This window comes from Nocardia harenae NBRC 108248 (assembly GCF_001612885.1).
Classification (GTDB): Bacteria; Actinomycetota; Actinomycetes; order Mycobacteriales; family Mycobacteriaceae; genus Nocardia; species Nocardia harenae.
The window spans coordinates 76370-98701 of record NZ_BDBH01000004.1; the positions used below are offsets into that span (position 1 = coordinate 76370).

The 22332-nt window shown below is 72.4% G+C and carries 21 protein-coding genes; 11 read left to right on the plus strand and 10 right to left on the minus strand.

Annotated features, from left to right (window positions below; translation table 11 throughout):
- Positions 1 to 180: 180 nt before the first annotated feature.
- Both NH2_RS06410 and NH2_RS06415 read left to right on the plus strand, forming a co-directional pair.
- The gene (locus tag NH2_RS06410; RefSeq protein WP_067649759.1) at positions 181 to 1107 is read left to right on the plus strand and encodes a CorA family divalent cation transporter; all 927 of its coding nucleotides are present in this window, start codon (positions 181 to 183) and stop codon (positions 1105 to 1107) included.
- Between the two features lie 99 nt (positions 1108 to 1206).
- On the plus strand, positions 1207 to 2199 hold the full coding sequence (locus NH2_RS06415) for a S1C family serine protease (RefSeq protein ID WP_084505277.1): 993 nt from the start codon (positions 1207 to 1209) through the stop codon (positions 2197 to 2199).
- Positions 2200 to 2299: 100 nt separating this feature from the next.
- Here the strand turns inward: NH2_RS06415 and NH2_RS06420 are convergent, their stop codons facing one another.
- Positions 2300 to 2968, minus strand: coding sequence for a TetR/AcrR family transcriptional regulator (locus tag NH2_RS06420; RefSeq protein ID WP_067649762.1), 669 nt, complete (start codon positions 2966 to 2968; stop codon positions 2300 to 2302).
- A gap of 91 nt (positions 2969 to 3059) precedes the next feature.
- Here NH2_RS06420 and NH2_RS06425 point away from each other — a divergent pair, with 91 nt between their 5' ends.
- Positions 3060 to 3980, plus strand: a complete 921-nt coding sequence (locus NH2_RS06425) for an ABC transporter ATP-binding protein (RefSeq protein ID WP_369690031.1) — start codon at positions 3060 to 3062, stop codon at positions 3978 to 3980.
- On the plus strand, positions 3977 to 4786 hold the full coding sequence (locus NH2_RS06430; RefSeq protein WP_067649769.1) for an ABC transporter permease: 810 nt from the start codon (positions 3977 to 3979) through the stop codon (positions 4784 to 4786). Before NH2_RS06425 ends, NH2_RS06430 begins: the two co-directional genes overlap by 4 nt.
- Here NH2_RS06430 and NH2_RS06435 read toward each other — a convergent pair.
- Entirely contained in the window at positions 4731 to 5447 is a 717-nt protein-coding gene (locus NH2_RS06435) for a TVP38/TMEM64 family protein (protein ID WP_067649772.1), read from the minus strand. The two genes, NH2_RS06430 and NH2_RS06435, sit on opposite strands and share 56 nt — an antisense overlap.
- A gap of 182 nt (positions 5448 to 5629) precedes the next feature.
- Here NH2_RS06435 and NH2_RS06440 point away from each other — a divergent pair, with 182 nt between their 5' ends.
- From NH2_RS06440 to meaB, 3 genes are read left to right on the plus strand one after another with little or no spacing between them, the layout of a single operon-like run.
- On the plus strand, positions 5630 to 7483 hold the full coding sequence (locus NH2_RS06440; RefSeq protein ID WP_067649775.1) for a methylmalonyl-CoA mutase family protein: 1854 nt from the start codon (positions 5630 to 5632) through the stop codon (positions 7481 to 7483).
- Positions 7480 to 9744, plus strand: coding sequence for a methylmalonyl-CoA mutase (scpA, locus tag NH2_RS06445; RefSeq protein WP_067649778.1), 2265 nt, complete (start codon positions 7480 to 7482; stop codon positions 9742 to 9744). The genes NH2_RS06440 and scpA overlap by 4 nt, the downstream gene beginning before the upstream one ends.
- Positions 9741 to 10736 (plus strand): methylmalonyl Co-A mutase-associated GTPase MeaB, encoded by a 996-nt coding sequence (gene meaB / locus NH2_RS06450; RefSeq protein ID WP_067649781.1) that lies wholly within the window; start codon positions 9741 to 9743, stop codon positions 10734 to 10736. Before scpA ends, meaB begins: the two co-directional genes overlap by 4 nt.
- Before the next feature lie 29 nt (positions 10737 to 10765).
- Here the strand turns inward: meaB and NH2_RS06455 are convergent, their stop codons facing one another.
- The 4 genes from NH2_RS06455 to NH2_RS06470 all read right to left on the minus strand — a co-directional run bounded on the left by NH2_RS06455 (position 10766) and on the right by NH2_RS06470 (position 15040).
- Complete coding sequence (locus NH2_RS06455; protein ID WP_067649784.1) at positions 10766 to 11656, minus strand: amidohydrolase family protein; 891 nt, start codon at positions 11654 to 11656, stop codon at positions 10766 to 10768.
- Positions 11653 to 12681 carry a nucleoside hydrolase gene (locus NH2_RS06460; protein WP_067649787.1) on the minus strand — a complete coding sequence of 343 codons (1029 nt, stop codon included), beginning with the start codon at positions 12679 to 12681 and terminating at the stop codon, positions 11653 to 11655. Before NH2_RS06460 ends, NH2_RS06455 begins: the two co-directional genes overlap by 4 nt.
- 103 nt (positions 12682 to 12784) lie before the next feature.
- Complete coding sequence (locus NH2_RS06465; protein ID WP_084505411.1) at positions 12785 to 14131, minus strand: CoA transferase; 1347 nt, start codon at positions 14129 to 14131, stop codon at positions 12785 to 12787.
- Between the two features lie 141 nt (positions 14132 to 14272).
- Positions 14273 to 15040, minus strand: a complete 768-nt coding sequence (locus NH2_RS06470) for an SDR family NAD(P)-dependent oxidoreductase (protein ID WP_067649794.1) — start codon at positions 15038 to 15040, stop codon at positions 14273 to 14275.
- 96 nt (positions 15041 to 15136) lie between these two features.
- Between NH2_RS06470 and NH2_RS06475 the strand changes: the two genes are divergently transcribed.
- The gene (locus NH2_RS06475) at positions 15137 to 15886 is read left to right on the plus strand and encodes a thioesterase II family protein (protein ID WP_067649797.1); all 750 of its coding nucleotides are present in this window, start codon (positions 15137 to 15139) and stop codon (positions 15884 to 15886) included.
- A 3-nt stretch (positions 15887 to 15889) separates the two neighbouring features.
- Here NH2_RS06475 and NH2_RS06480 read toward each other — a convergent pair whose 3' ends face one another.
- From NH2_RS06480 to NH2_RS06495, 3 genes are all read right to left on the minus strand, one after another.
- Entirely contained in the window at positions 15890 to 16627 is a 738-nt protein-coding gene (locus NH2_RS06480) for a sulfite exporter TauE/SafE family protein (protein ID WP_067649800.1), read from the minus strand.
- Positions 16628 to 16715: 88 nt separating this feature from the next.
- Entirely contained in the window at positions 16716 to 17087 is a 372-nt protein-coding gene (locus NH2_RS06485) for a DUF2784 domain-containing protein (protein WP_067649803.1), read from the minus strand.
- Between the two features lie 465 nt (positions 17088 to 17552).
- Positions 17553 to 18983, minus strand: a complete 1431-nt coding sequence (locus NH2_RS06495) for an SDR family NAD(P)-dependent oxidoreductase (protein ID WP_067652393.1) — start codon at positions 18981 to 18983, stop codon at positions 17553 to 17555.
- 145 nt (positions 18984 to 19128) lie between these two features.
- Between NH2_RS06495 and NH2_RS06500 the strand changes: the two genes are divergently transcribed.
- The 3 genes from NH2_RS06500 to NH2_RS06510 all read left to right on the plus strand — a co-directional run bounded on the left by NH2_RS06500 (position 19129) and on the right by NH2_RS06510 (position 21765).
- On the plus strand, positions 19129 to 20274 hold the full coding sequence (locus NH2_RS06500) for an acyl-CoA dehydrogenase family protein (RefSeq protein ID WP_067649808.1): 1146 nt from the start codon (positions 19129 to 19131) through the stop codon (positions 20272 to 20274).
- A complete protein-coding gene (locus NH2_RS06505) occupies positions 20258 to 20899 on the plus strand; it encodes a TetR/AcrR family transcriptional regulator (protein ID WP_067649811.1) in 642 nt (213 codons plus the stop codon). The genes NH2_RS06500 and NH2_RS06505 overlap by 17 nt, the downstream gene beginning before the upstream one ends.
- 119 nt (positions 20900 to 21018) lie before the next feature.
- A complete protein-coding gene (locus tag NH2_RS06510) occupies positions 21019 to 21765 on the plus strand; it encodes a hypothetical protein (RefSeq protein ID WP_067649814.1) in 747 nt (248 codons plus the stop codon).
- Here the strand turns inward: NH2_RS06510 and NH2_RS06515 are convergent, their stop codons facing one another.
- Entirely contained in the window at positions 21766 to 22287 is a 522-nt protein-coding gene (locus tag NH2_RS06515; RefSeq protein ID WP_067649817.1) for a hypothetical protein, read from the minus strand.
- Between the last annotated feature and the right edge of the window lie 45 nt (positions 22288 to 22332).

Here is a 22332-nt window from a genome sequence, read left to right on the forward strand (position 1 = left end):
CGGCGCACGTCGCGCGTCCACCCCTGGAGCTCGTGCGCGGAAGTCGGGTGCGCTCCGGGGACCCTCGCTCACGGACTGGAAGGGCCTGCCATGACCACCATCCACCCGACCGCCGAGAAGTGCCCGCGCGCAAGCATTCTCCGCGCGGCAGCAGCAGTCTCGCACGGAGGATAGGGCGCCGTGGCCGTGTCCGCCGCCTCTCCCGTCCGCTTCGACACCGAGGTCCTGCAGAAGCACTGGATACCGCTGCCCGCGGGCGACCACGACACCGCCGCCGTGCTCCGCGAGCGGCTCGGCGTCGACTTCGCCGAGGCGGGCGAGCGGATCTGGGCCACCGAGGACTTCCTCTACGTCCCGGTCGCGCTGGAGCACCTGCGCGCGGGCCGGGTGGAGCACAGCAGCGTGGTGTTCGCGCTCGGGCGCGAGTTCCTGGTAACGCTGCAGCCGCGCGAGCACTTCCCGCCGTTCGACGCCGCCATCGTCGAGATGCGCAGGCGCGCGGAGCTCACCGCCTCCCCGCACGGCGTCATGTACACGCTGCTCTGGGCCATGAACGACGCCGCCGAGCAGGTCGTCGGGCACGGCGGCGCGCTGCTCGACGCGCTGCGCGACGATATCGACGGCCCCGGCGGGGTGCACTACGGCCGGGAGATCGCCCCCACCGCGGTGCGCGAGCTCATGAGCCGGATCGGCGCCGCCGAGGACATCCTGTCCATGGCCCGCCGCTCCCAGGTGCGGCTGGCGCGGGCCGCCAGGCACCTACGGGCCGAGACCGCGGGCCGCGGCGCCGCGCTGCGGCCGCTGCTGGACGACCTGCTCGACGATATCGACGGGGTCGCGCAGCAGGCCGGGTTCGAGCACGACCGGGTCGGCTACCTGCAGCAGTCGCTGCGCACCCGGCTGGATGCCGAGCACACCCGGATCGTGAAGGCGTCGGCGGTGCTCTCGGCGGTGCTGCTGCCGCCCATTCTGATCGCCGCGCTCTACGGCATCGATGCGAGCTGGATGCCGGAGCTCTCCTGGCAGCACGTGGTGCTCGCGACGGTGCCGCTGACCATGCTCGCGGTGGCCGTCGCGCTCGCCGTCGTGGCGCGGCGCACCCGCTGATCCGAGCGGGCCGGGCCGGCGGGACAATCGCCGGGAAACACGCCGTGAGACCGATGTTTTCGGCGTGGCGGCAGCCGGATCGGTGCACCCTGAACGGGGATGTATCCAGCCGGTGAGCAGGGGTGGTGCGCGGTGTCGCGAGAGTTCGAACCCGAGGAGCTGCCGGAACCGGCGCAGGCCGGGGAGCCGGTGCCGGACGCCTACTCGCGCGCGGTCGGCGCGGTCGCCGATACCGTGCTGCCCGCCGTCGCCGGGGTCGCCACCCGGCGCTCGGCCGGCTCGGCGGTGGTGTTCACCGATGACGGGCACCTGCTCACCAGCGCGCACTTGCTGGGCCCGGCCGAGAGCGCCGACGTGCGGTTCGCCGACGGCACCGTCACGGTCGCCGACGTGACCGGCGGCGACCCGCTCAGCGACCTCGCGGTGCTGCGCGCCCGCGGCGGCGGCCCGGCCCCGGCGCGGCTCGGCGATGCCGACGCGCTCACGCTGGGCAGGCTGGTGGTGGCGCTGGCCGACCCGGCCGGGCCCGGCGGCGCGGTGAGCGCGGGCGTGGTCGGGGCCGTCGACCGCGCGGTGCCGGTGCTCTCCCGGCGGGCGGGGCGGCTGGTGGAGCAGGTGTTGCACACCGATGTGCGCTGCGAGCCGCACGCCGCCGGCGGGCCGCTCGCCGATTCCGCGGGGCGGGTGGTGGGGGTGCTCACCGGGGTCGCGGGGATCGGCGGGCTCGGGGTGCCGATCGGGGCGGTCGCGCACCGGGTGCTCGACGCGCTGCTCGCCGAGGGCCGGGTGCGGCGGGCCTACCTGGGGATCGTGGTCGCGGCGGCGCCGGTGCCGCCCGAGCTGCGGGCGGCGGCCGGGCAGGCCGCCGCGGCCAGGGTCACCGCGGTGGTGCGCGGCGGCCCCGGCGACCGGGCCGGGATCCAGCGCGGCGATCTGCTGCTGCGCGCGGGCGACGCCGTGCTCACCGGCGCGCGGGAGCTGCAGCGGCTGCTCTTCGCCGAGGCGATCGAGGTCGCGCTGGCGGTGACGGTGCTGCGCGCGAGCACCGTGGTGACCGTCGAGGTGACCCCGCCGGAGTGGCTGCCCTCCTGATCGGATCGCGCCGATCCGAATGCTTCTCGGGCACGGGGGTCGGCGCCAGGGACGGTGACTCTCGACGAGCCGTCACCGCCGCGACGCTCCCGCTCCGCGCCTACTGACCCTTCCCGGCGATCCCGAACAGCAGCGCATCGATCCCGGCCCGGAACGCCGCATCGGCATCGAACCCGCCACCCGCGGCGGGCGCACCCGCGAAAAGCGCGGCCAGATGCGGATAGTCACCCCGCGCCACCATGGCGAGCATCGCCCTCGGATCCTGCCCAACCGCCCCCGCCCCCTCCTGTGCCGCGAAGGTACTGATCCACCCGGTGAGCTGCGCGATCCCGACCATGACGGTGGTGCCGTCCAAGCCGGCGGGGGCCAGCGCCCCCGCCAGGTGGTCGAGGTAGCGCAGCGAGTTCGGCCCGAGCGCGGTCGGAATCACCCGCTGCACCCACGGATGCCGCCGGTGCAGCGCCCGCGCCTGCTCCGCCACCGCGAGCACGTCCGCGCGCACATCGCCGGTGAGCGGCGCCAGCTCGTACTCCGCCGCCACGTGGTCGACCATGAGCGCGAAGAGATCGTCCTTGCCGTCGACGTAGCGGTACAGCGAGGCGGCCGCGGTGCCGAGCCGCTCCGCCACCCGCCGCATGGCCACCGCCGCCAGCCCGGACTCGTCGGCGATCCGCACGCAGGCGGCGGCGATGTCGTCCAGGGTGTGCGCGGGCCTCGGCCCCGGCCGCACCTGCTCGGCCCGCAGCCACGGTGAGTTCGCGGATGACATCGGACCAGAATGCCTCGAGCCGATAATTGCGAACGTTGTACGCGGTCAGGTAGCGTGAACTGCGAACGTTGTTCCCAAACGAGGGGTTGTGGTGTCCGCCATCGAAACCGAAGCGCTCCGTAGGCAATACGGCGAGCGCGCCGTCGTGGACGGCATAGATCTCCGGGTGCCGGAGGGCACCGTGCACGCGCTGCTCGGCCCGAACGGTTCCGGCAAAACCACCACCGTGCGCATGCTCGCCACCCTGCTGCGCCCTTCCGGCGGCCGCGCCCGGGTGCTCGGCCACGACACCGTGACGGCGGCGCGCGCGGTGCGGCGGCGGATCGGGCTGGTCGGCCAGTTCCACGCCGTCGACCCGCTGGCCACCGGACGGCAGAACCTGGTGATGTTCGCCCGGCTCAACGGTCTCGCCGCCCCCGCCGCCCGCCGCCGCGCCGACGAGCTGCTCGCCCGCTTCGACCTCGCGGAGGCCGGAGATCGCCTGGTGCGCACCTACTCCGGCGGCATGCGGCGCCGCCTGGACATCCTGGCGGGCACCGTGGTCCGCCCCGAGGTCCTCTTCCTCGACGAGCCGACCACCGGCCTCGACCCGCACAGCCGCGACGACATCCACCGCTACCTGGCCGAGGCGGTGGCCGCGGGCACCACCGTGCTGCTCACCACCCAGTACCTGGACGAGGCCGAGCGGCTCGCCGACGCCGTCACCATCCTGGACGCCGGGCGCATCGTGGCCACCGGAACCCTGGCCGAGATCGTGCGGACCGTCGGCGTCCGGCTGGAGGTGGCGGTGCCGGACGAGCAGCGCGCTGCCACCGCCGCGGTCATGGTCCGCCTCGGCGGAACGCCGGTGCCGCACAGCGATTCGGCCTACACGTTCGGAGCCGCCGCCCCCGCCCTGCTCACCGTGGTCCGCGCCCTGGACGCCGCCGGAGTCGAGGCGCGCGACATCGGCAGGCGCACCGGCACCCTGGACGACGCCTTCCTCGCGCTCACCGCCCGGCGGTCCGCGTGACCGCCCCCGACCGCGCCACCTCGGCGGGCACCGCGGTCCGCGTCCTGGTCCGCCGCGTGCTCACCGACCACCGCAACAACCCCGCCCTGCCCGCCATCACCCTGGCCGCCCCCGCGGGCATGATGCTGCTCTTCGGTTTCGTCTTCGGCGGCGCGCTCGCCGCCGGGCAGGACGTCGTCGCCTACCGCTCCTACCTGACCCCCGGCATCCTGGTGCTGGTCGCCGCCACCGGTGTGGTGGCCACCGCGGTCACCGCCGCCGCCGACCTGCGCAGCGGGCTCACCGACCGGATCCGCGCCCTGCCGCTCGCGCCCGTCGCCGCCCCCGCCGGGATCGCCGTGGCGGAGACGCTCATCGGCATCCTCGCGCTCGGCGTCATGGCCGGGGTGGGCTTCCTCTCCGGCTGGCGGATCACCGCCGGTCCGGGCGAGATCGCGCTCGCCCTCGCGCTGCTCGTCGGCTTCCGGTTCGCGCTGGCCTGGCTCGGCGTCGCGCTCGGCGCGACCATCCGGGACGAGCAGGTACTCCAGCAGACGGCGCCGCTGATCTTCGGCACCATCATGTTCTCGAACATCTTCGTGCCGACCAGCACCATGCCCGCCGTGCTCGCCGCCGTCGCGGAGTGGAACCCGGTGAGCGCGGTGGTGGCGGCGCTGCGGCTGCTCCTCGCCGACGCGCCTGCCGCCGCCGACGTGAGCTGGCCGCTCCGGCATCCCGTCGCGGCGAGCCTGCTCTGGATCGCCGCGCTGCTCAGCCTCGCGGCTCCGGTAGCGGTGCGGCGGTATTCGGGGGCGAGCCCGCGGTGACGACGGCGCCATCGGTCTCGGCCGCCGGCTGCCAGCGACTGTCCAGCACCAGCCCGCCCACCCCCATCAGCAGGCACGCCACCGACACCGCGATCATCTCCGGCGAGGCCCCGCCGACCAGCGCGTCCGCCAGGATCACGGTCGCGGCCGTGCCGGGCAGCGACCCGAGCACCGTAGCCACGAGATACGGCCCGAAGCGGATCGCGGAGAGCGCGCAGCAGTAGTTCACCACCGAGAACGGCGCGAACGAGATCATCCGCAGCGACCACACCGCCAGCCAGCCCCGGCGCCGCAGCCGCTCGTCCACCGCGCGCACCGCGGGGTGCGTGAGCCGCGCCGCCACCCGGCGCCCGTCCAGCCTGCGCACCAGCAGCAGCGCCAGCGCGGCGCTCACCGTGGTCGCGGCCAGCGCGACGGTGAGCCCGAGCGCGACCCCGAAGAGCACCCCGCAGCTCACCGTGAGCACGGTTCGCGGCACCGGCGCGATGGTCACCAGCGCGTAGACGGCGAAGAAGACCAGCGGGAACACCGGCCCCACCGAATCGGCCCACTCCTGCACCCGGGCCGGGCCGGGCAGCGGGGCGAACAGCGCCGCCGCGCACACCACAAGCACCGCGGCGAGCAGCGCGAGGGCGCGGGGGGAGCGGATGAGCTGGATCACCCGGGCGAGGTTACCGGTTGGTAGTGCCGGGCCTCGGTCGGCGGCCGGGAGCGGGCCGCTAGCATCGAAGTGACGACAGACGAATCCTCGTTAACCGGAAGCCCCGCTGAGCTGGGCGGATACCCGGTTCGGGCCGGTGCACGCGCGGTGCCGTCCCGGCGAGGGGAGAGAGAAGAGCAGCGATGCCGATTGCTTCAGATCCGGCCACCGAGCCGGTGCCGGAGTACGCCGCGTGGCGCAGGGGTGTGGCGGGGGTGCTGGCGAAGGCGCGCAAGGTCGACGCCGCCGAGCTGCCCGACGAGCCGGAGACGCTGCTGACCGAGACCACCTACGACGGTCTCGCGGTCGCCCCGCTCTACACCCGGCGTGACGAGCGCCCGGAACCGCCACTGCCCGGGACGTTCCCGTTCGTCCGCGGCGTCGACGCCAACCGCGACGTGCACCGCGGCTGGTTCGTCTCGGGCCGCGTCACGGACGCCGACCCGGCCGCGGCCAACCGCAGAATCCTGGCCGGGCTGGAGAACGGCCTCTCCGCGCTCTGGCTCGGCGTCGGCGAGCGCGGCGTGCCGGTGGCCGGGCTCGGCACCGCGCTGAGCGGGCTGCTCTTCGACCTCGCCCCGATCACGCTGGACGCGGGCACCGAGGTCGGTGCCGCCGCCGAGGCGCTCTTCGCCGCGCTGGACGGCTACCAGGCCACCGACCGCACCGCCATCCGCGTGGCGCTGGCCGCCTCGCCGCTCACCGACGAGTTCGCCGGGATCGCCGGAGTCGCGCTGGACGACGCGATCGCCCTGGCCCGCACCGCCGTCGCCCGCCCCGAGACCGTGCGCGCGATCACCGTGGACGGCACCGCCTTCCACGACGCGGGCGCCTCCGAGGCGCAGGAGCTCGGCGCCGCGGTCGCCGCCGGGCTGGAGTACCTGCGCGCGCTCACCGCCGCCGGTACCGATATGGCGGATGCGCTGAAGCAGCTGGAGTTCCGGCTCGCCGCCACCGACGACCAGTTCGCCACCATCGCCAAGTTCCGCGCCGGGCGCACGCTCTGGGCCCGGGTCGCGCACGTCTGCGGCGCCCCCGAGTTCGGCGGCGCGCCGCAGCACGCGGTCACCTCGGCGGCCATGATGGCGCAGCGCGACCCCTGGGTGAACCTGCTGCGCACCACGCTCGCCGCCTTCGGCGCGGGCGTCGGCGGCGCCGACACCGTGACGGTGCTGCCCTTCGACTCCGCACTCCCGGCCGGCGAACTCGGCGTCTCGCAGAACTTCGCCGACCGTATGGCGCGCAATACCCAGCTGCTGCTGCTGGAAGAGTCGCACCTGGGCCACGTGCACGACCCCGGCGCCGGCTCCTGGTACATCGAGGACCACACCGCGCGGCTGGCGGAGGCCGCCTGGGAGTTCATGCGCGAGATCGAGGCCGCGGGCGGGTACCGGGCGGCGCTCGGCGCCGGGCTGCTCGCCGAGCGGATCGGCGCAACCAGGGCGGCCCGCGACGCCGACGTCGCGCACCGCCGCTTCGCCGTGACCGGCGTGAACGAATTCCCGAACCTGGCCGAGGCCGCGCTCTCCGAGCAGGCCCGCGAGCCCGGCCGGGTGGCCCGCTACGGTGCCGCCTTCGAGGCGCTGCGCGACCGCTCGGATGTGTACCTGGCCGCCAACGGCGCCCGGCCGCGGGCGCTGCTGGTACCGCTCGGCAAGGTCGCCGAGCACAATGTCCGGGTGACCTTCATCGCGAACCTGCTGGCCTCCGGCGGGATCGAGTCGGTGAACCCCGGCCCGCTGGCGATCGACGGCATCGCCGCCGCCGCGAAGGAGTCCGGCGCGAGCATCGCGGTGCTCTGCGGCTCCGACGCGCGCTACGCCGAGCAGGCGGGCGAGGCGGTGCGAGCGCTGAAATCGGCGGGCGTGCAGACGGTCCTGCTGGCCGGCTCGGCGAAGGCCGTGGCCGGGGTCGCGGATCAGCCCGACGGCTACCTGGCCGCGAAGATCGATGCGGTGGCGGCGCTGTCCGGGCTGCTGGAGAAGGTGGGAGCATGACGACCGGTGAGATCGAGCACGTGATCGGCAGCTTCGCCGACGTGCCGCTGCACGAGCACGCCCCCGCGCCTGCCGACGTCGGCCCGGACGCGGTCGCGGAGTTCGTCGCCGCGGCCGCGGCCGCCACCAACTACGCCCCCGAGCAGCTGACCTGGGCCACCCCCGAGGGCATCGACGTCCCGCCGGTCTTCACCAAGGCCGATCGCGACGCCGTCGCCGCCGAGGGCTACCCGCTGGACAGCGTGCCCGGCGTGCAGCCCTTCCTGCGCGGCCCGTACCCCACCATGTACGTGAACCAGCCGTGGACCATCCGGCAGTACGCCGGCTTCTCCACCGCCGCCGACTCCAATGCCTTCTACCGGCGCAACCTGCAGGCCGGGCAGAAGGGGCTCTCGGTCGCCTTCGACCTGGCCACGCACCGCGGCTACGACTCCGACCACCCGCGGGTGCAGGGCGACGTCGGCATGGCGGGCGTGGCGATCGACTCCATCCTCGATATGCGGCAGCTCTTCGACCACATTCCGCTGGACCAGGTCTCGGTCTCGATGACCATGAACGGCGCGGTGCTGCCGATCCTGGCGCTCTACGTGGTCGCCGCCGAGGAGCAGGGCGTCGCCCCCGAGCAGCTGGCCGGAACCATTCAGAACGACATTCTGAAGGAGTTCATGGTCCGCAACACCTACATCTACCCGCCCAAGCCCTCGATGCGGATCATCTCCGACATCTTCGCCTACACCAGCGCGAAGATGCCGAAGTTCAACTCGATCTCCATTTCCGGCTACCACATCCAGGAGGCCGGTGCCACCGCCGACCTGGAGCTGGCCTACACCCTCGCCGACGGCGTGGAGTACATCCGGGCCGGGATCGCGGCGGGCATGGAGGTCGACAAGTTCGCGCCCCGGCTCTCCTTCTTCTGGGCCATCGGCATGAACTTCTTCATGGAGGTAGCCAAGCTGCGCGCCGGGCGGCTGCTCTGGAGCGAGCTGGTCGCGAAGTTCGAGCCGAAGAGCGCGAAGTCGCTGTCGCTGCGCACCCATTCGCAGACCTCCGGCTGGTCGCTCACCGCGCAGGACGCCTACAACAACGTCGCCCGCACCTGCATCGAGGCCATGGCCGCCACCCAGGGCCACACCCAGTCGCTGCACACCAACGCGCTCGACGAGGCGCTGGCGCTGCCCACCGACTTCTCCGCGCGGATCGCCCGCAATACCCAGCTGCTGATCCAGCAGGAGTCCAACACCACCCGCCCGATCGACCCGTGGGGCGGCTCGTACTACGTCGAGTGGCTCACCCACCAGCTCGCGAACCGCGCCCGCGCGCACATCGCCGAGGTGGAGGCGCACGGCGGCATGGCCCAGGCCATCGGCGAGGGCATCCCGAAGCTGCGCATCGAGGAGGCCGCCGCCCGCACCCAGGCCCGCATCGACACCGGCCAGCAGCCGGTGATCGGCGTGAACAAGTACCAGGTGGAAGAGGACCAGCAGGTCGAGGTCCTCAAGGTGGAGAATTCCCGGGTGCGCGCCGAGCAGCTGGAGAAGCTGCGCTCGCTGCGCGCCGAGCGGGATTCCGACGCAGTCGAGCGGGCACTGGCCGAACTCACCCGCGCCGCCGCCTCGTCCGAGGGCGGCATGCAGAACAATCTGCTCGCGCTGGCCATCGCCGCCGCGCGCGCCAAGGCCACCGTCGGCGAGATCTCCGACGCGCTGGAGAAGGTGTACGGCAGGCACCAGGCCGAGATCCGCACGCTCTCCGGGGTGTACCGCGACGAAGCCGGAAAGGTCACCAATATCAGCACCGCGAGCGAGCTGGTCGAGGAGTTCGCGGAGGCCGAGGGCCGCCGCCCGCGCATCCTCGTCGCCAAGATGGGCCAGGACGGCCACGACCGCGGCCAGAAGGTGATCGCCACCGCCTTCGCCGACCTCGGCTTCGACGTCGACGTGGGCCCGCTGTTCCAGACCCCCGAGGAGGTGGCGCGCCAGGCGGCCGACAACGACGTGCACGTGGTCGGCGTCTCCTCGCTGGCGGCCGGTCACCTCACGCTGGTGCCCGCGCTGCGGCAGGCACTGGCCGATGTCGGGCGCCCCGACATCATGGTCATCGTCGGCGGCGTCATCCCGCCCGGTGACTTCGACGAGCTCTACGAAGCGGGCGCCGCCGCGATCTTCCCGCCCGGCACCGTCATCGCCGACGCCGCGATCGACCTGCTGCGCAAGCTCGCGGGTGCGCTCGGCCACGAGCTCGGCGGTGGCGCCGCGGAATGAGCAAGCGCGTCATCGATGTCGACGCACTGGCAGGCGCGGTCCGCTCGGGTGAGCGGGCCGCGCTGGCGCGCGCCATCACCCTGGTCGAATCCACCCGCTCCGACCACCGGGATCGGGCGCAGGAGCTGCTGCTCCGGCTGACCCCCGAGGGCGAGGTCGCCGCCTCCAACCGGGTCGGCATCACCGGCGTGCCCGGTGTCGGCAAGTCCACCTTCATCGACGCGCTCGGGATGGACCTCATCCGCAAGGGCCACAAGGTCGCGGTGCTGGCCGTCGACCCGTCCTCCACCCGCACCGGCGGCTCCATCCTCGGCGACAAGACCCGCATGGCCCGGCTTTCGCTGGAAGCCGACGCCTTCATCCGCCCGTCCCCCACCGCGGGCACCCTCGGCGGCGTCGCCAAGGCCACCCGCGAGACCATCGTCCTGCTCGAGGCCGCCGGGTACGACGTCATCCTGGTGGAGACCGTCGGCGTCGGCCAGTCCGAGGTGACCGTCGCCAATATGGTCGACGTCTTCTGCTTCCTCACCCTGGCCCGCACCGGCGACCAGCTGCAGGGCATCAAGAAGGGCGTGCTCGAGCTCGCCGACCTGGTCGCGGTGAACAAGGCCGACGGCAAGCACGAGATCGAGGCCAAGGCCGCCGCCCGCGAACTCGCCGGGGCGCTCCGGCTCATCCACCCGCACGACGCGCTCTGGAAACCGCCGGTGCTCACCATGAGCGGGCTGGAGGGGCTCGGGCTGGACAAGTTCTGGGACACCGTGCTCGAGCACCGCCGGGTGCTCACCGACGCCGGGGAGTTCGCCGAGAAGCGGCGGCGGCAGCAGGTCGATTGGACCTGGACCATGGTGCACGACCAGCTCTTGCGCCGGCTCGCCGAGAATCCATCGGTGAAGGCGGTGCGCGGCGATGTCGAGAAGCAGGTGCGGGAGGGGACGCTGACCGCCGCCCTCGCCGCCGAGCAGCTGGTCCGGGCGTTCGACGGAGATTAGACTCCGCCGTTGCCTGTCAGTGCAATTCGCTATTGCCGAGCGGGCCGATCCAGATCGAAGAGCTCGGCGCCGTTGTCGTGCAGCACCCCGCGCACCCACTCGTCGCCGAGTTCCAACCGCTCCAGCGCCTCGACGGCGTGCGCGTACTCGTAGGGGATATTCGGGAAGTCGCTGCCGAACAGGATCCGGTCGCCGAGATCGCGAACCCGCCCGTACTCCGAGCGCGGGAACGGCGCGTTCTCCTCGCTGAAATCGGTCCAGACCATGGTGGTGTCCAGCCGGACGTCCTCGTACCGCGCGGCGAGATCGAGGAACTCGGTGTACTCCGGCAGGCCCATGTGCGCGATGATCAGCGGCAGCCGCGGAAACCGGCGCAGCACGCCTGCGATCCGGCCGGGGCCGGTGAACTCCCCGGGCGCGGGGCCGGAGCCGCAGTGGATCACCACCGGCACGCGGGCGTCGGACAGGATGCCCCAGACCGGGTCGAGCAGCGGGTCGTCGGGGGCGAAGGCGCCGACCTGCACGTGCACCTTGAACACCCGCGCTCCGGCTTCGACAGCCTCCGCCACATACGTTTTCGCCTCGGGCTCGGGGTAGCAGGTCGCGGTGTGCAGGCAGTCGGGGGTCACCGCGGCGAACGCGGCGGTCCAGGCATTGAGCCAGGCCGCCATCTCCGGCTTGTGCGGGTACACCAGCGAGGTGAACGCCCGCACGCCGAACGAGCGCAGGGTGGCGAGCCGTTCGTCCTCGCCGGCCCGGTAGGTGATCGGCCACTCCCGCCCGGTCAGCGGCCCGACCTGGTCGAAGTAGGCCCACACCTTGCGCATGACGTTGTGCGGCATGAAGTGCGTGTGCACGTCAACGATCCCGGGAATCCGCAGCCGTGCGCGGAGCGCGGCGAGCCGCTCGGCCTCGGTCACGGCGCCTCCCGGTACACGGCCCCGGCGAAGTCGCCGACGCGGTCGATGAGCCGGGTGAAGAACAGCTCCGGGTCGGTGCCGACCACGATGTCGGCGTTGGGCTCCCGCCCCCACATCCCCGACCAATCCGCGACGGTGGTGCCGCGGGTGAGCGCCCCGGTGAGCTCGACGGCGACCGTCGCCGCGCGGGTCACGGCCAGCGCGGGGTCGAGCGTGACGGCGGCGGCGAACGGGTCGTGCATGTGCGCCAGGTAGCCGAGGTCGTAGGAGCGGTGGAAGTCGAAGTAGAAGCGGACGGCGTCGGTGAGGTGCCGCACGATGGGGTTCGAGGTCGCGCTGCGGAAGGCGATCGGGTCGTCCGGGCCGACCGTTTCGACCGGCGCGCTGCCCGCCCGCTCGGCGAGCCGGGTGAGGTGCTCGGGCAGCATCTCGATGGTCTCGGTGATGTCGAGCCCGCAGATCAGCGGGCGCTGCGGCGCACCGGAGAAGGCGTCGAAGACCTCGGCGGCGGCTTCGGGGTCGACGTGGATGTTCCACTCGGCGGTCGGGGTGGTGTTGCCGGGGTGGTTGAAGGCGCCGCCCATGATCACCAGGCGGCGCAGCAGCCGGGGGAGCGCGGGTTCGGCGCGCAGCGCGAGCGCCAGGTTGGTGAGCGGGCCGGTGCAGAGGCCGGTGATCTCGCCGGGGTGCGCGCGCACGGTGTCCACCCAGAGTTCGGCGGCGGTGCGCGGGGAGAGCGCGCGGGTGGTCGGCGGGAGGTCGGCGTAACCGACGCCGTGCGGGCCGTGCGTGTCCTCGGTGGTGCGCAGCGGGATGGCCAGCGGGTCGGCGACGCCCAGCGCGACCTCGATCTCCGGTGCGCGGCACACGTCCAGCCAGGCCAGATTGTTGGCGGCGACCCGGGCGGCCGCCACGTTGCCCGCCGTGGAGGCGATGCCCACGATCTCGGCCTCCGGCGAAGCGAGCAGGTAGAGCAGCGCCAGTGAGTCGTCGATCCCGGTGTCGACGTCGAGCAGAATCCGCACGTGGCGAGCGTAGCCGGGCGGTCGTCCCCGCTGTCGCGGTCGTCGCCCCGACAGCCGCCACGCCGGAAACCACCGGCGCGCGGACCGGCCGGGCAATCGCGGCTCAGCGCAGCGCGGCCGCCCACTCCAGCGGCGACGACCCGTACTTCGGCGCGGGCCACGGATACTCGGGGTACTCGGCGAAGGCGGGCCGCGCGGTGGTCGCCCCGCCGCCGGTGATGGTGAGTTCCGGCGCGGCGGGGGTGGCGGCCGGGTGCCGCGGCGTGCGGTCCGGCGCGGCGAGCAGCCAGGAGGCGGTGCGGGCCAGCGCGGCGCGCACGTCCCGGCCGGAGCCGTCGACGGTGCGCAGCGCCAGCGCGTCCAGCACGCCGGCGGCCAGCAGGTAGCCGGTGGCGTGGTCGAGCGCCTGCGCGGGCAGCATGCCCGGCGCCACCTCGGCGCCCTCCAGCACCGCGATCCCGGCAGCGGCCTGCACGATGGAGTCGAAGCCGCGGCGCTGCCCCCACGGGCCCTTCTCACCCCACGCGCTCACCCTGGCATGAATCAGCCCTGGCCGCACCGACGGGTCGACCCCGGCGAACTCCAGTGCGCCCGGCCGGTACCCGGTGACCAGCACATCGGCCTCGGCGAGCAGCTCGTGGAAGCGGTCGAGATCGGTGCCGAGGTCCAGCAGCGCGGAGCGTTTGCCCTGGCAGGTGTCGGCGAACTGGAGCGGGATCTCGGGCAGCTCGGGCGGGTCGATCCGGAGCACGTCGGCGCCGAGCAGGGCCAGCGCCCTGGTCGCGACCGGCCCGGCGATCACCCGGGTCAGATCCAGCACCCGGAGTCCGTGCAGCGGGCGCGCCGGATCGGTGCCGAGCTTCACCCGGTCGCCGCCGATATCGGCGCGCCGGTCCATGGCGACCAGCGGCCCCGCGGCGGCGGCGCGCCCCTGCTCGCTCTGCGCCCACTCCTCCTCGGTGCGCACCCGAACCACGATGGCGCCGTGCTCGGCGGCGCGGTCCTCCAGGTCGCCCGCCCGGTTCATGGCCAGGTGGGTGACGGCGAGGTCGGTGCTCGCGTCGGCGGGCAGCCCGAGCGCGGAGAGCAGCGCGGCCCGGTGGTGCGGGTAGTTCGCGTGCGTTCGGATCCAGCCGTCGAAGGTCGGGAAGAAGCCGGAGAGATCACCGAAGGCGCTCACCGGCTCGCCGTCGAGCCGCAGCACGTGGTCGGAGGCGAAGGCGGTGCTCACCCGCGCCGGGTCGAGCTCGATCGGCGCGACGGGCAGCCCGCGCACCGCGCGCAGGCGGTTGGCGGCGGCGGTGACGGCGGTCAGCGAGCCGGCCGCCAGCGTCCAGACCGGCAGCGTGGCGGCGAGGTGGTTACCCGCCTCGACGACGGCGGCGGCGCCGGAGGGTGTGATCCCGATCCCGGTCTCGTAGGCATGGACCAGCGGATCGTGGGTGTTCACCGGCACGGAACCCCCCTCTGCGACGTGCTCGTGACTCACGAGGGGACATCGTTCCACAGTGAGCGACGCCGTGTCGCGGTGGAGTGGGCCGTGTCTCGGCCGCGAACCGGGGTGGGCGGGAAAGGTTCATGCCCGCCCGGTTCAGCTCTCGGCGAGCGCCCTGATGTGCCCGAGCAGGTCGGGGTAGCGCTGAGTGTGCGCGCCGCCGTCGAGCGCGATGTTCGAGCCGGTCATCCAGCCCGCCGCGGGCGACGCCACGAAGGCGACCGCCGCCGCGATGTCCTCGGTGGTTCCGGCCCGGCCGAGTGGAGTGTTCGCCACGAAATCCTCGACCAGACCGGGCACCAGTGCCGCGCCCCTGGTGAGCGCGGTCGGCACGAAACCGGGGGAGATGGCGTTCACCCGGATGCCGCGCGGCCCGAGCTCCAGCGCCGCCACCTCGGTGAGCATGGCGACGCCGGCCTTGGCCGCGCAGTACGCGCCCATGGCGGCGCCCGGCTGAGTGGCGTTCAGCGAGGCGATGAGCACGATCGATCCGCCCTCGCGCAGCGCCGGCGCCGCGTGCTTGACCACCAGGAAGGCGCCGGTGAGGCAGACGTCGACGGTGGCGCGCCAGTCCTCGGCGGTCAGGTCGGTGAGCGCGCCGGGGCGGGAGATGCCTGCGCAGTCCACCACGGTGTCGATGCCGCCGTGCTTCTCGGCAACGGTCGTGATCAGTGCCTGCACGCTCGCCTCGTCGGTCACCTCGACCGGCAGCGCCTCGGCGCCGAGCTCGGCCGCGTACTTGCGCGCGTCCGCCTCGTTGCGATCGGCGATCACCACGGTTTCGCCGTCGGCATGCAGCCTGCGAGCGGTGGCCAGCCCGATGCCGGACGCGCCGCCGATCACGATGCTCACCCGCTGGGTCATCTCGTTCCCCGTTCTGTGTGGACAGTGCTCCGCACAGGTGTACAGGAGCCGGCCGGTGCGCGGGCCGGAAACCCGGCGGTCCGGTATCGTCGGCCGGTGACCCTCGAGGCGACCGCATGGCTGCGGATCCTGCGCGCCGAGCCCGCGGCGACTCGCAGCCTGGTGTGCTTCCCACCGGGCGGCGGCTCGGCCTCCGCGTATCGCGAGCTGGCGAACGAGCTCGCCCCCGGCACCACGGTGGCCGCGGTGCAGTACCCCGGCAGGCAGGACCGCTTCGGCGAGCCGCGGGTGCAGAGCATAGCCGCCATGGCGGATGCGGTTGCCGAGGATCTGATCCGGCTGCCGATCGAGCCGGGCGTCGCGCTGTTCGGGCACAGCATGGGTGCCACCGTCGCCTTCGAAACGGCGCGCAGGCTGAGCGCCGCCGGACGCGGGCCGACGGTCCTGATCGTCTCCGGCAGGCCCGACCCGCGCTACGTGGAACCCGGTGCGCTGCACGAGGCCCCGGACGCAGCGCTGCTCGCCGACCTGGAGCGGCTCGCCGACGACCCCGCCTCGGTCGCGGTGCTGCGCGACGACCCCGGCCTGGCCGAGCTGGTACTGCCCGCCGTGCGCGCCGACTACCGGGCCGTCGAGACCTACCGGTACCAGCCGGGCGAGCCGCTGCGCTGCCCGATCGTCGCCCTGGTCTCCGACGCCGACCCGACCACCACCCCGGAGCAGGCCGACGCCTGGCGCGAGCACACATCGGGCCCGTTCGAGCGGATCGTCTTCCCCGGCGGGCACTTCTACCTGGACGCCGCCGTGGCCGAGGTGGCGGCCGCGATCTCCGCCCGGCTGCGCTGATCGTCACCGCGGGATCAGCCAGATCGCCAGGCCGAATCCGCACAGCGCGATCACCCAGCGCAGCGGTCGCGCGGGCAGCACCTTCACCACCGCCGGGCCGCACCAGCCGCCCGCGAACGCCCCCAGCGCCATGGCCGGTGCCGCCACCCAGTGCACCGGGCCGAACAGCGCGAAACCCAGTGCCGCCATCAGATTCGCGATCCCGAGCAGGTAGCTCTTCATGATGCTCGCACGCCAGATGTCCGAGGCGGAGGCGACCAGCACCAGCGCCAGGACCATCACCCCTGCTCCCGCGCCGAAGTAGCCGCCGTAGACCGAGATCAGCACGATTCCGATCGGGTAGGCGCGCGGGAACGTCCGGTGTCCTGCCAGCTCGCGCAGCGTGGGTTGCAGCAGCAGGCTCAGCGAGGCCGCCGCGATCAGGAACGGTACGGCGATCTCGAAGGCGGTGGCCGGGGTGCCGAGCAGCAGCCCGGCGCCGATCGCCCCGCCGAGTGCCGCGCAGAGCCCGTACCGGATCAACGTGCGCCGGTCCTCCTGCAGCGCCGAGCCCGAGTTGGCCGTCGAGCCGACCCCCACCGCCACCATGGCGACGGTATTGGTGACATTGGCCGCGACCGGCGGGAGCCCCGCCGCGAGCAGCGCCGGGTAGGAGATCAGCGAGGCGATGCCGGTGACGTAGCCGATCAGCCCCGCGAAGAACCCGGCGACCACGACCAGCCCGATGGTGAGCAGGGTCAACGGTTTCGCCCCGGGCGCGTGGTCATGCCCGGAGCCTATCGACGGCTGTTTCCGGCCCGGCCCGGCCGGTCCGGTGCTGTGGACCACATCACGCGGTAGCCGGCTCGGCCCGGCGGCGCAGCACCGCGACCCCGGCCCACGAACTCAGGACCAGCGCTGCCACCCCGACCTGCACCAGCGTCAGCGCGCTCGCCGGATAGAGCACCCCCGTCAGATAGTGCGCGATGAATCCGCTGTCCGGCAGCGGTTGTTGCCCGCCACGCTCCCTGGCCCAGCTCTCCAGCGCTGTCAGGGGGCAGTCGTAGCCGATCAGAATCCCGCCGAACCCCCAGGCGACCGCCGCAGTGTGCGCCCAGATCGTGCGCGGTCGGCGCCAGGCGAGGAACCCGCCGACGACGACGTACCCCACGAAGGCGTAATGCACGGCCATCGTGCCGTCGGCGAGCAGGCGGTACAGCATGAACCCAGGTTACGCGCGGTATTCGCGTCCGCCATGAGCATTTCTACCGTGTTCGATCGGTGCCGTCCGGTCGACTCCCGCACCGAGTGGAAGATCATCTGAGCGAGATTCTCGCGGAAGCCGCCGTATTCGGCGGCCTCCGCCGGTGACAGGGGCTGCTACCAGCCGTAGATCGAGAAGCGGCGCTCGGCAGCGATGTGCCGCAGTGCTTCCCGGCAGTACGGGATCATCCGCTCCGGCAGCGCGTCGAGCGCGAACCACGCCAACTCGTCGCACTTGTCCGGCTCCCTGTTCGTCCGGCGCGAATCACCCGGACTATCCCTGATTTCAGAGACCCGGTGAAGGATCTTCCCCGACTGGACTGACGCGGGCGGAGCCGGCTCGCCAGAAGCCGACCGGTGGTGATTCGGTCCGGCTTCGTCGGTCACCAGCCTCGCGACCATCCGTGACGTGCCGTCGGCACCTCTACCAGGGGGACGGCTCGTAGTCCTTGAGAAAGCAGCCGAAGAGATCCTCCCCCGACTCCCCGCGAACGATCGGATCGTAAACCCGAGCCGCCCCGTCCACGAGATCGAGCGGCGCGTGAAACCCCTCCTCCGCAAGCCGGATCTTCGTGTGATGCGGCCGCTCATCGGTAATCCACCCGGTATCAACCGCGGTCATCAAAATCCGGTCCGTCTCGAACATCTCCCGGGCGCTGGTGCGCGTCAGCATATTCAGCGCCGCCTTGGCCATATTCGTGTGCGGATGCCCCGGTCCCTTGTACCCCCGCCCGAACTGCCCCTCCATGGCCGAGACATTCACCACGTACTTACGCCGCGCGGCCGCAGCCGCCATGGCCGGACGCAACCGCGACACCAGAATGAACGGCGCGACCGAGTTGCAGAGCTGAACCTCCAGCAGCTCGGTCGTCTCCACCTCGGCAACGGTCTGCACCCAGCTATTGGTATGCGTGACATCCGGAACCAGCCCACCGGCATCGATGGCAACACCGCGAGCGATCCGCTCGGGGGTAGCCGACCCCGCCACCAACGCCAGCTCGGCGACGTCGGCGGCGGTCAACTCGGGCGCGAGCGCGGCGGTGAGCGCCGTCGGGTGCTGCTGCACCCCGGAGCTCAGCGTCATCACGTCCGGGCGCGGCCCGGACGGCAGCGGCGCCGATTCCGCCTCGACCAGCGCGCTGTAGGCTCCGGTCGAACGCCGCACGGTCTGCGCCGCATTGTTGATCAGAATATCCAGCGGCCCCTGCGCGGCCACATCATCGGCGAGCGCGATGACCTGACCCGGATCCCGCAGATCGATCCCGACGATCCGCAATCGGTGCAGCCAGTCCGCACTGTCCTCCATAGCGCTGAACCGCCGCACCGCATCATTCGGAAACCGCGTGGTGATGGTGGTATGCGCACCGTCCCGGAGCAACCGCAACGCGATATACATCCCGATCTTGGCCCGCCCACCGGTGAGCAAGGCCCGCCGCCCGCTCAGATCGGTACCGGCGTCCCGCTTGGCGTGACTTCGAGCAGCGCACTCCGGACAGAGCTGGTGGTAGAACGCATCCACCCGCGTGTACCGCTGCTTGCAGATGTAGCACGGCCGCGGCCGCAACAGCGTGCCCGCACTGGCCCCGGCGGCAGTGGACGTCAGCCGGATGCCTGCCGTCTCGTCGTCGATCCGATTGGGCGACCCGGTCGCGGTAGCGGCGACAACCGCCTTGTCCGCCGACGCGACAGCCTCGCGGACAGCGTCCCGCCGCGCCTGCTTCAGCTTCTTGAACATGTGCCCCACCGCCCGCTGCACGACGAGCGAATCGGGGTGGTTCCTGTCCAGCCGCCCGGCCTGCTCCAGGACGCGAAGACAGGTCGCGAGGTCGGTGGGATCGATCGTGGTTTCGGCCATCGCGGCGTGCGGCATCTTTCGAGAGTGGGACAACGACCTGCCCATTCTCCCAAACGCCGCGCAGTAGCCCACCCCACCCCGCACCGCTTGTTGACAGCGCGCCAATAGTGCTTGAATCTGGAGCGAACCCGAACGAGGAGCAGAGATGGCACGCGCCGTGTGGAGTGACGACGAGGTCGAGGCGGTCCGGGAGCTGGCCCGGACGTTCTTCGAGAAGGAGGTCGTGCCGCACGCGGAGAAGTTCGTGCAGCAGGGCCACCCGGACCGCGCGCTGTACAACCGTGCGGGCGAGCTCGGGCTGCTCTGCACCGGCATCCCGACGGAGTACGGGGGCGGCGGTGGCACCTTCGCGCACGAGGCCGCCATCATCGAGGAGCAGACGCGGGCGGGCGACGGCTCGCTCGGGATGCCGGTGCACACCTCGATCATCGCGCCCTACCTGCACCACTTCGGCTCCGAGGAGCTCAAGCGGCGGGTGCTGCCCAAGGCGGCCAGCGGCGAGATGGTGCTTTCGATCGGCATGACCGAGCCGGGCACCGGCTCCGACCTGCAGAACATCAAGACCCGCGCGGTCCGCGAGGGCGACGAGTACGTGATCACCGGCTCGAAGATCTTCATCACCAACGGCTGGCTCTGCGATGGCATCATCATCGCCGCCAAGACCGACCCGACCAAGGGCGCGGCGGGTGTCTCGCTGATCTTCGCCGAGGTGAGCGACGACACCCCGGGCTTCGAGCGCGGCCGCATCCTGGACAAGATGGGCGGCAAGTCGCAGGACACCGCCGAGCTCTTCTTCGACGGCCTGCGGGTGCCCGCCGCGAACCTGCTCGGCGAGGCCGAGGGCCAGGGTTTCTATCAGATGATGCAGCTGCTGGCCCAGGAGCGGCTGGTCACGGCGATCATCGCGGTCGCCATGATGGAGCAGGCGGTGCAGCTCACCGTCGAGTACACCAAGGGGCGCGAGGCGTTCGGCAAGCCGCTCTTCGCGCTGCAGAACACCAAATTCGAACTCGCCGAGTGCGCGACGCTGGCCAGGGTGAGCCGCATCTTCCTGGACGATTGCATCGCCAAGCACCTGAACGGCGAGCTGGATATCCCGACCGCTGCCATGTCGAAGTACTGGCTCACCGATCAGCTCGGTATCGTTGTCGATCGCTGCCTGCAATTGTTCGGCGGCTACGGCTACATGACGGAGTATCCGATTTCCCAGCTCTACACCGGCGCCCGCGTGCTGCGCATTCTCGCGGGCAGCAACGAGGTGATGAAGGATCTCGTTGCCCGCTCGCTCTGAGGCCGGCCCGGAGGAGGCGCCGCGCCGCCGTCGGCTGGAGCCGGACGAGCGGCGCGCGCAGATCCTGGCGTGCGCGATCGACATGTTCGGGGAGCGACCGTACGCGGCCGTCTCCACCGCCGAGCTGGCGCAGCGCGCCGGGGTCGCGCGCGGCCTGATCAACCACTACTTCGGCAGCAAGCGCGACCTCTACCTGGCGGTCGTGCGCCGGATGGTGACCCTGCCGCACCAGGACGACATGGTGGTGCCGGTCGGCTCGCCGCGGGAGCGGGTCGGGGCCAGCGTCACCTGGCTGCTCGACACCATCGCCGAGCACGGCAGCACCTGGGTCAAGGTCACCAGCCACGAGGGCGTCGGCGAGGACCCCGAGGTGCAGCAGCTCCTCGACCAAGCCGACGACGCCGCCGCGGACCGGCTGCTCTCCATGGTCGGGCTCGGCGAATCACCGCACGGCGAGGAGTTGCGCGCGGTGGTCAGGGCCTTCGGCGGGCTGGTGAAAGTCGCCGGGCGGGAGTGGATAATGCGGGGGTCGCTGGAACGTGACCAAGTCCACATTCTGTTGACAGACGTGCTGCTCACCCTGGTGACGACGACGATGCCGGAGATCGATCGGCCGCGGAAGTAGCGACCGTTCCCGACCGCTTGCCGGTTTCCTTCCTGGCTCCCGGGCAGTTGCCCCTATTCTTCTCCGTTATCGGGGCGTTATCGGGGCATTTCGCCGCGAGACGAGGTGAGAGGGACCAGATGGCACGGACCGATCGTTGGGTCGAGGACCGCCGCGCGGAGTACCGCTACGGCGACCGCTGGAGCGAGGAGGAGCGCGACGAACGCCCCTCCGGCCAGTGGCCCCGGGTCGAGGACGACGACGAGGGGGACCGCGGTCCGCTGGTCAACCCGTACGCCGTGATCGCGCTGGTCGGCGCGCTGCTGCTGCTCTTCCCCATCGCCCTGGTCTTCGGGTTGATCGCCTTCGCGCACCCGCGCGGCAAAACCATGGCGGTCTTCGCGCTGCTGCTCGGCAGCGCCGAGGCCGCGGTGCTGGCCGGGCTCTTCGTGCTCGGCGGCTCGGCCTGGGAGGACGTGCTCGACCGGGCGCAGAACACCGTCCGCGACACCAGTCAGACTTCCGCGGTGAGCCTGCCGCAGGCGCCGGCTCCGACGCTGCCCGCCACGGTCGCGGTCCCCACCACCGGCGACGCGGGGCCCGGCGCGCCGGAGCCGGTCGCGACCGTCGCGCGCGAGGGTGCCTCCTGCACCGAGGTGCCGGTCGGCGCCATCGGCACCACCGCCGACGGCGACACCATGCTCTGCCTCGGCAGCTCCGCCGGGCAGACCTGGATCGGCCCCTTCACCATCAACACCACCGTGCAGCAGCCGGGCGGCAGCTGCGACCCGAGCAAGGGAAAATCCGCCCGCACCGGCGACAATCGCGCCCTGATCTGCGAGAACGGCTCGCGCGGTACGGTGTGGGGGCTCTGGACCACCGAGTAGTCAGCGGGTGGTGCGGGCGGTCAGATCGTCCAGCAGGATCATCACCTCGCCCGCGCGCGGCACCACCTCGACCAGCCGCACCCGCAGCGCCCTGACCTCGGCGCCCACCAGCGGTTGCACCGGCTCGTGGCCGATCCGGCACCAGTCCCCGGCAGCGGGCACCCGGCCCAGCGGCACTTCGCAGCGCGCGCCGTCCGCGGTGACCAGATCGGCCGAGACCCGGATCTCGGCGTGCGGCGAGCGTACGTACACCCCGACCGCCGACACCTCGCCGCTCGGCGCGAACGCCGGGTCCGGCCGCGCTTCCAGCTCGATATCCAGGTCGTTCTCGGCGTCCCGCACCAGCAGTACCAGGGCCCGCCGGTCGGCTCCGCGCCTGCCGTCCGCGTAGCCGACCGGTTGCTTGTCCGGGGCGCCCTCGGCGAAGGTGGTGAGGTGGGTGCGGGCCGCGCCCGCGCCGGCCGGCGTCCAGCGCGCGGTGTTCTCGAAGTCGTCGAGGAGCACCTCGGTGGTCTCCGGCATCGTCTGCGTCCCTTCGTCGATCGCCGGAGCACCTCCGGTCCGACT

Bases quoted from the DNA above. Each gene is read 5' to 3' on its own strand.
- scpA (WP_067649778.1), top strand. From the start codon at position 7,480: ATGACGACCGGTGAGATCGAGCACGTGATCGGCAGCTTCGCCGACGTG.
- NH2_RS06495 (WP_067652393.1), bottom strand. From the start codon at position 18,983: ATGGCCGAAACCACGATCGATCCCACCGACCTCGCGACCTGTCTTCGC.
- NH2_RS06500 (WP_067649808.1), top strand. From the start codon at position 19,129: ATGGCACGCGCCGTGTGGAGTGACGACGAGGTCGAGGCGGTCCGGGAG.
- NH2_RS06420 (WP_067649762.1), bottom strand. From the start codon at position 2,968: ATGTCATCCGCGAACTCACCGTGGCTGCGGGCCGAGCAGGTGCGGCCG.
- NH2_RS06440 (WP_067649775.1), top strand. From the start codon at position 5,630: ATGCCGATTGCTTCAGATCCGGCCACCGAGCCGGTGCCGGAGTACGCC.
- NH2_RS06470 (WP_067649794.1), bottom strand. From the start codon at position 15,040: ATGACCCAGCGGGTGAGCATCGTGATCGGCGGCGCGTCCGGCATCGGG.
- NH2_RS06515 (WP_067649817.1), bottom strand. From the start codon at position 22,287: ATGCCGGAGACCACCGAGGTGCTCCTCGACGACTTCGAGAACACCGCG.
- NH2_RS06485 (WP_067649803.1), bottom strand. From the start codon at position 17,087: ATGCTGTACCGCCTGCTCGCCGACGGCACGATGGCCGTGCATTACGCC.
- meaB (WP_067649781.1), top strand. From the start codon at position 9,741: ATGAGCAAGCGCGTCATCGATGTCGACGCACTGGCAGGCGCGGTCCGC.
- NH2_RS06510 (WP_067649814.1), top strand. From the start codon at position 21,019: ATGGCACGGACCGATCGTTGGGTCGAGGACCGCCGCGCGGAGTACCGC.
- NH2_RS06415 (WP_084505277.1), top strand. From the start codon at position 1,207: ATGTATCCAGCCGGTGAGCAGGGGTGGTGCGCGGTGTCGCGAGAGTTC.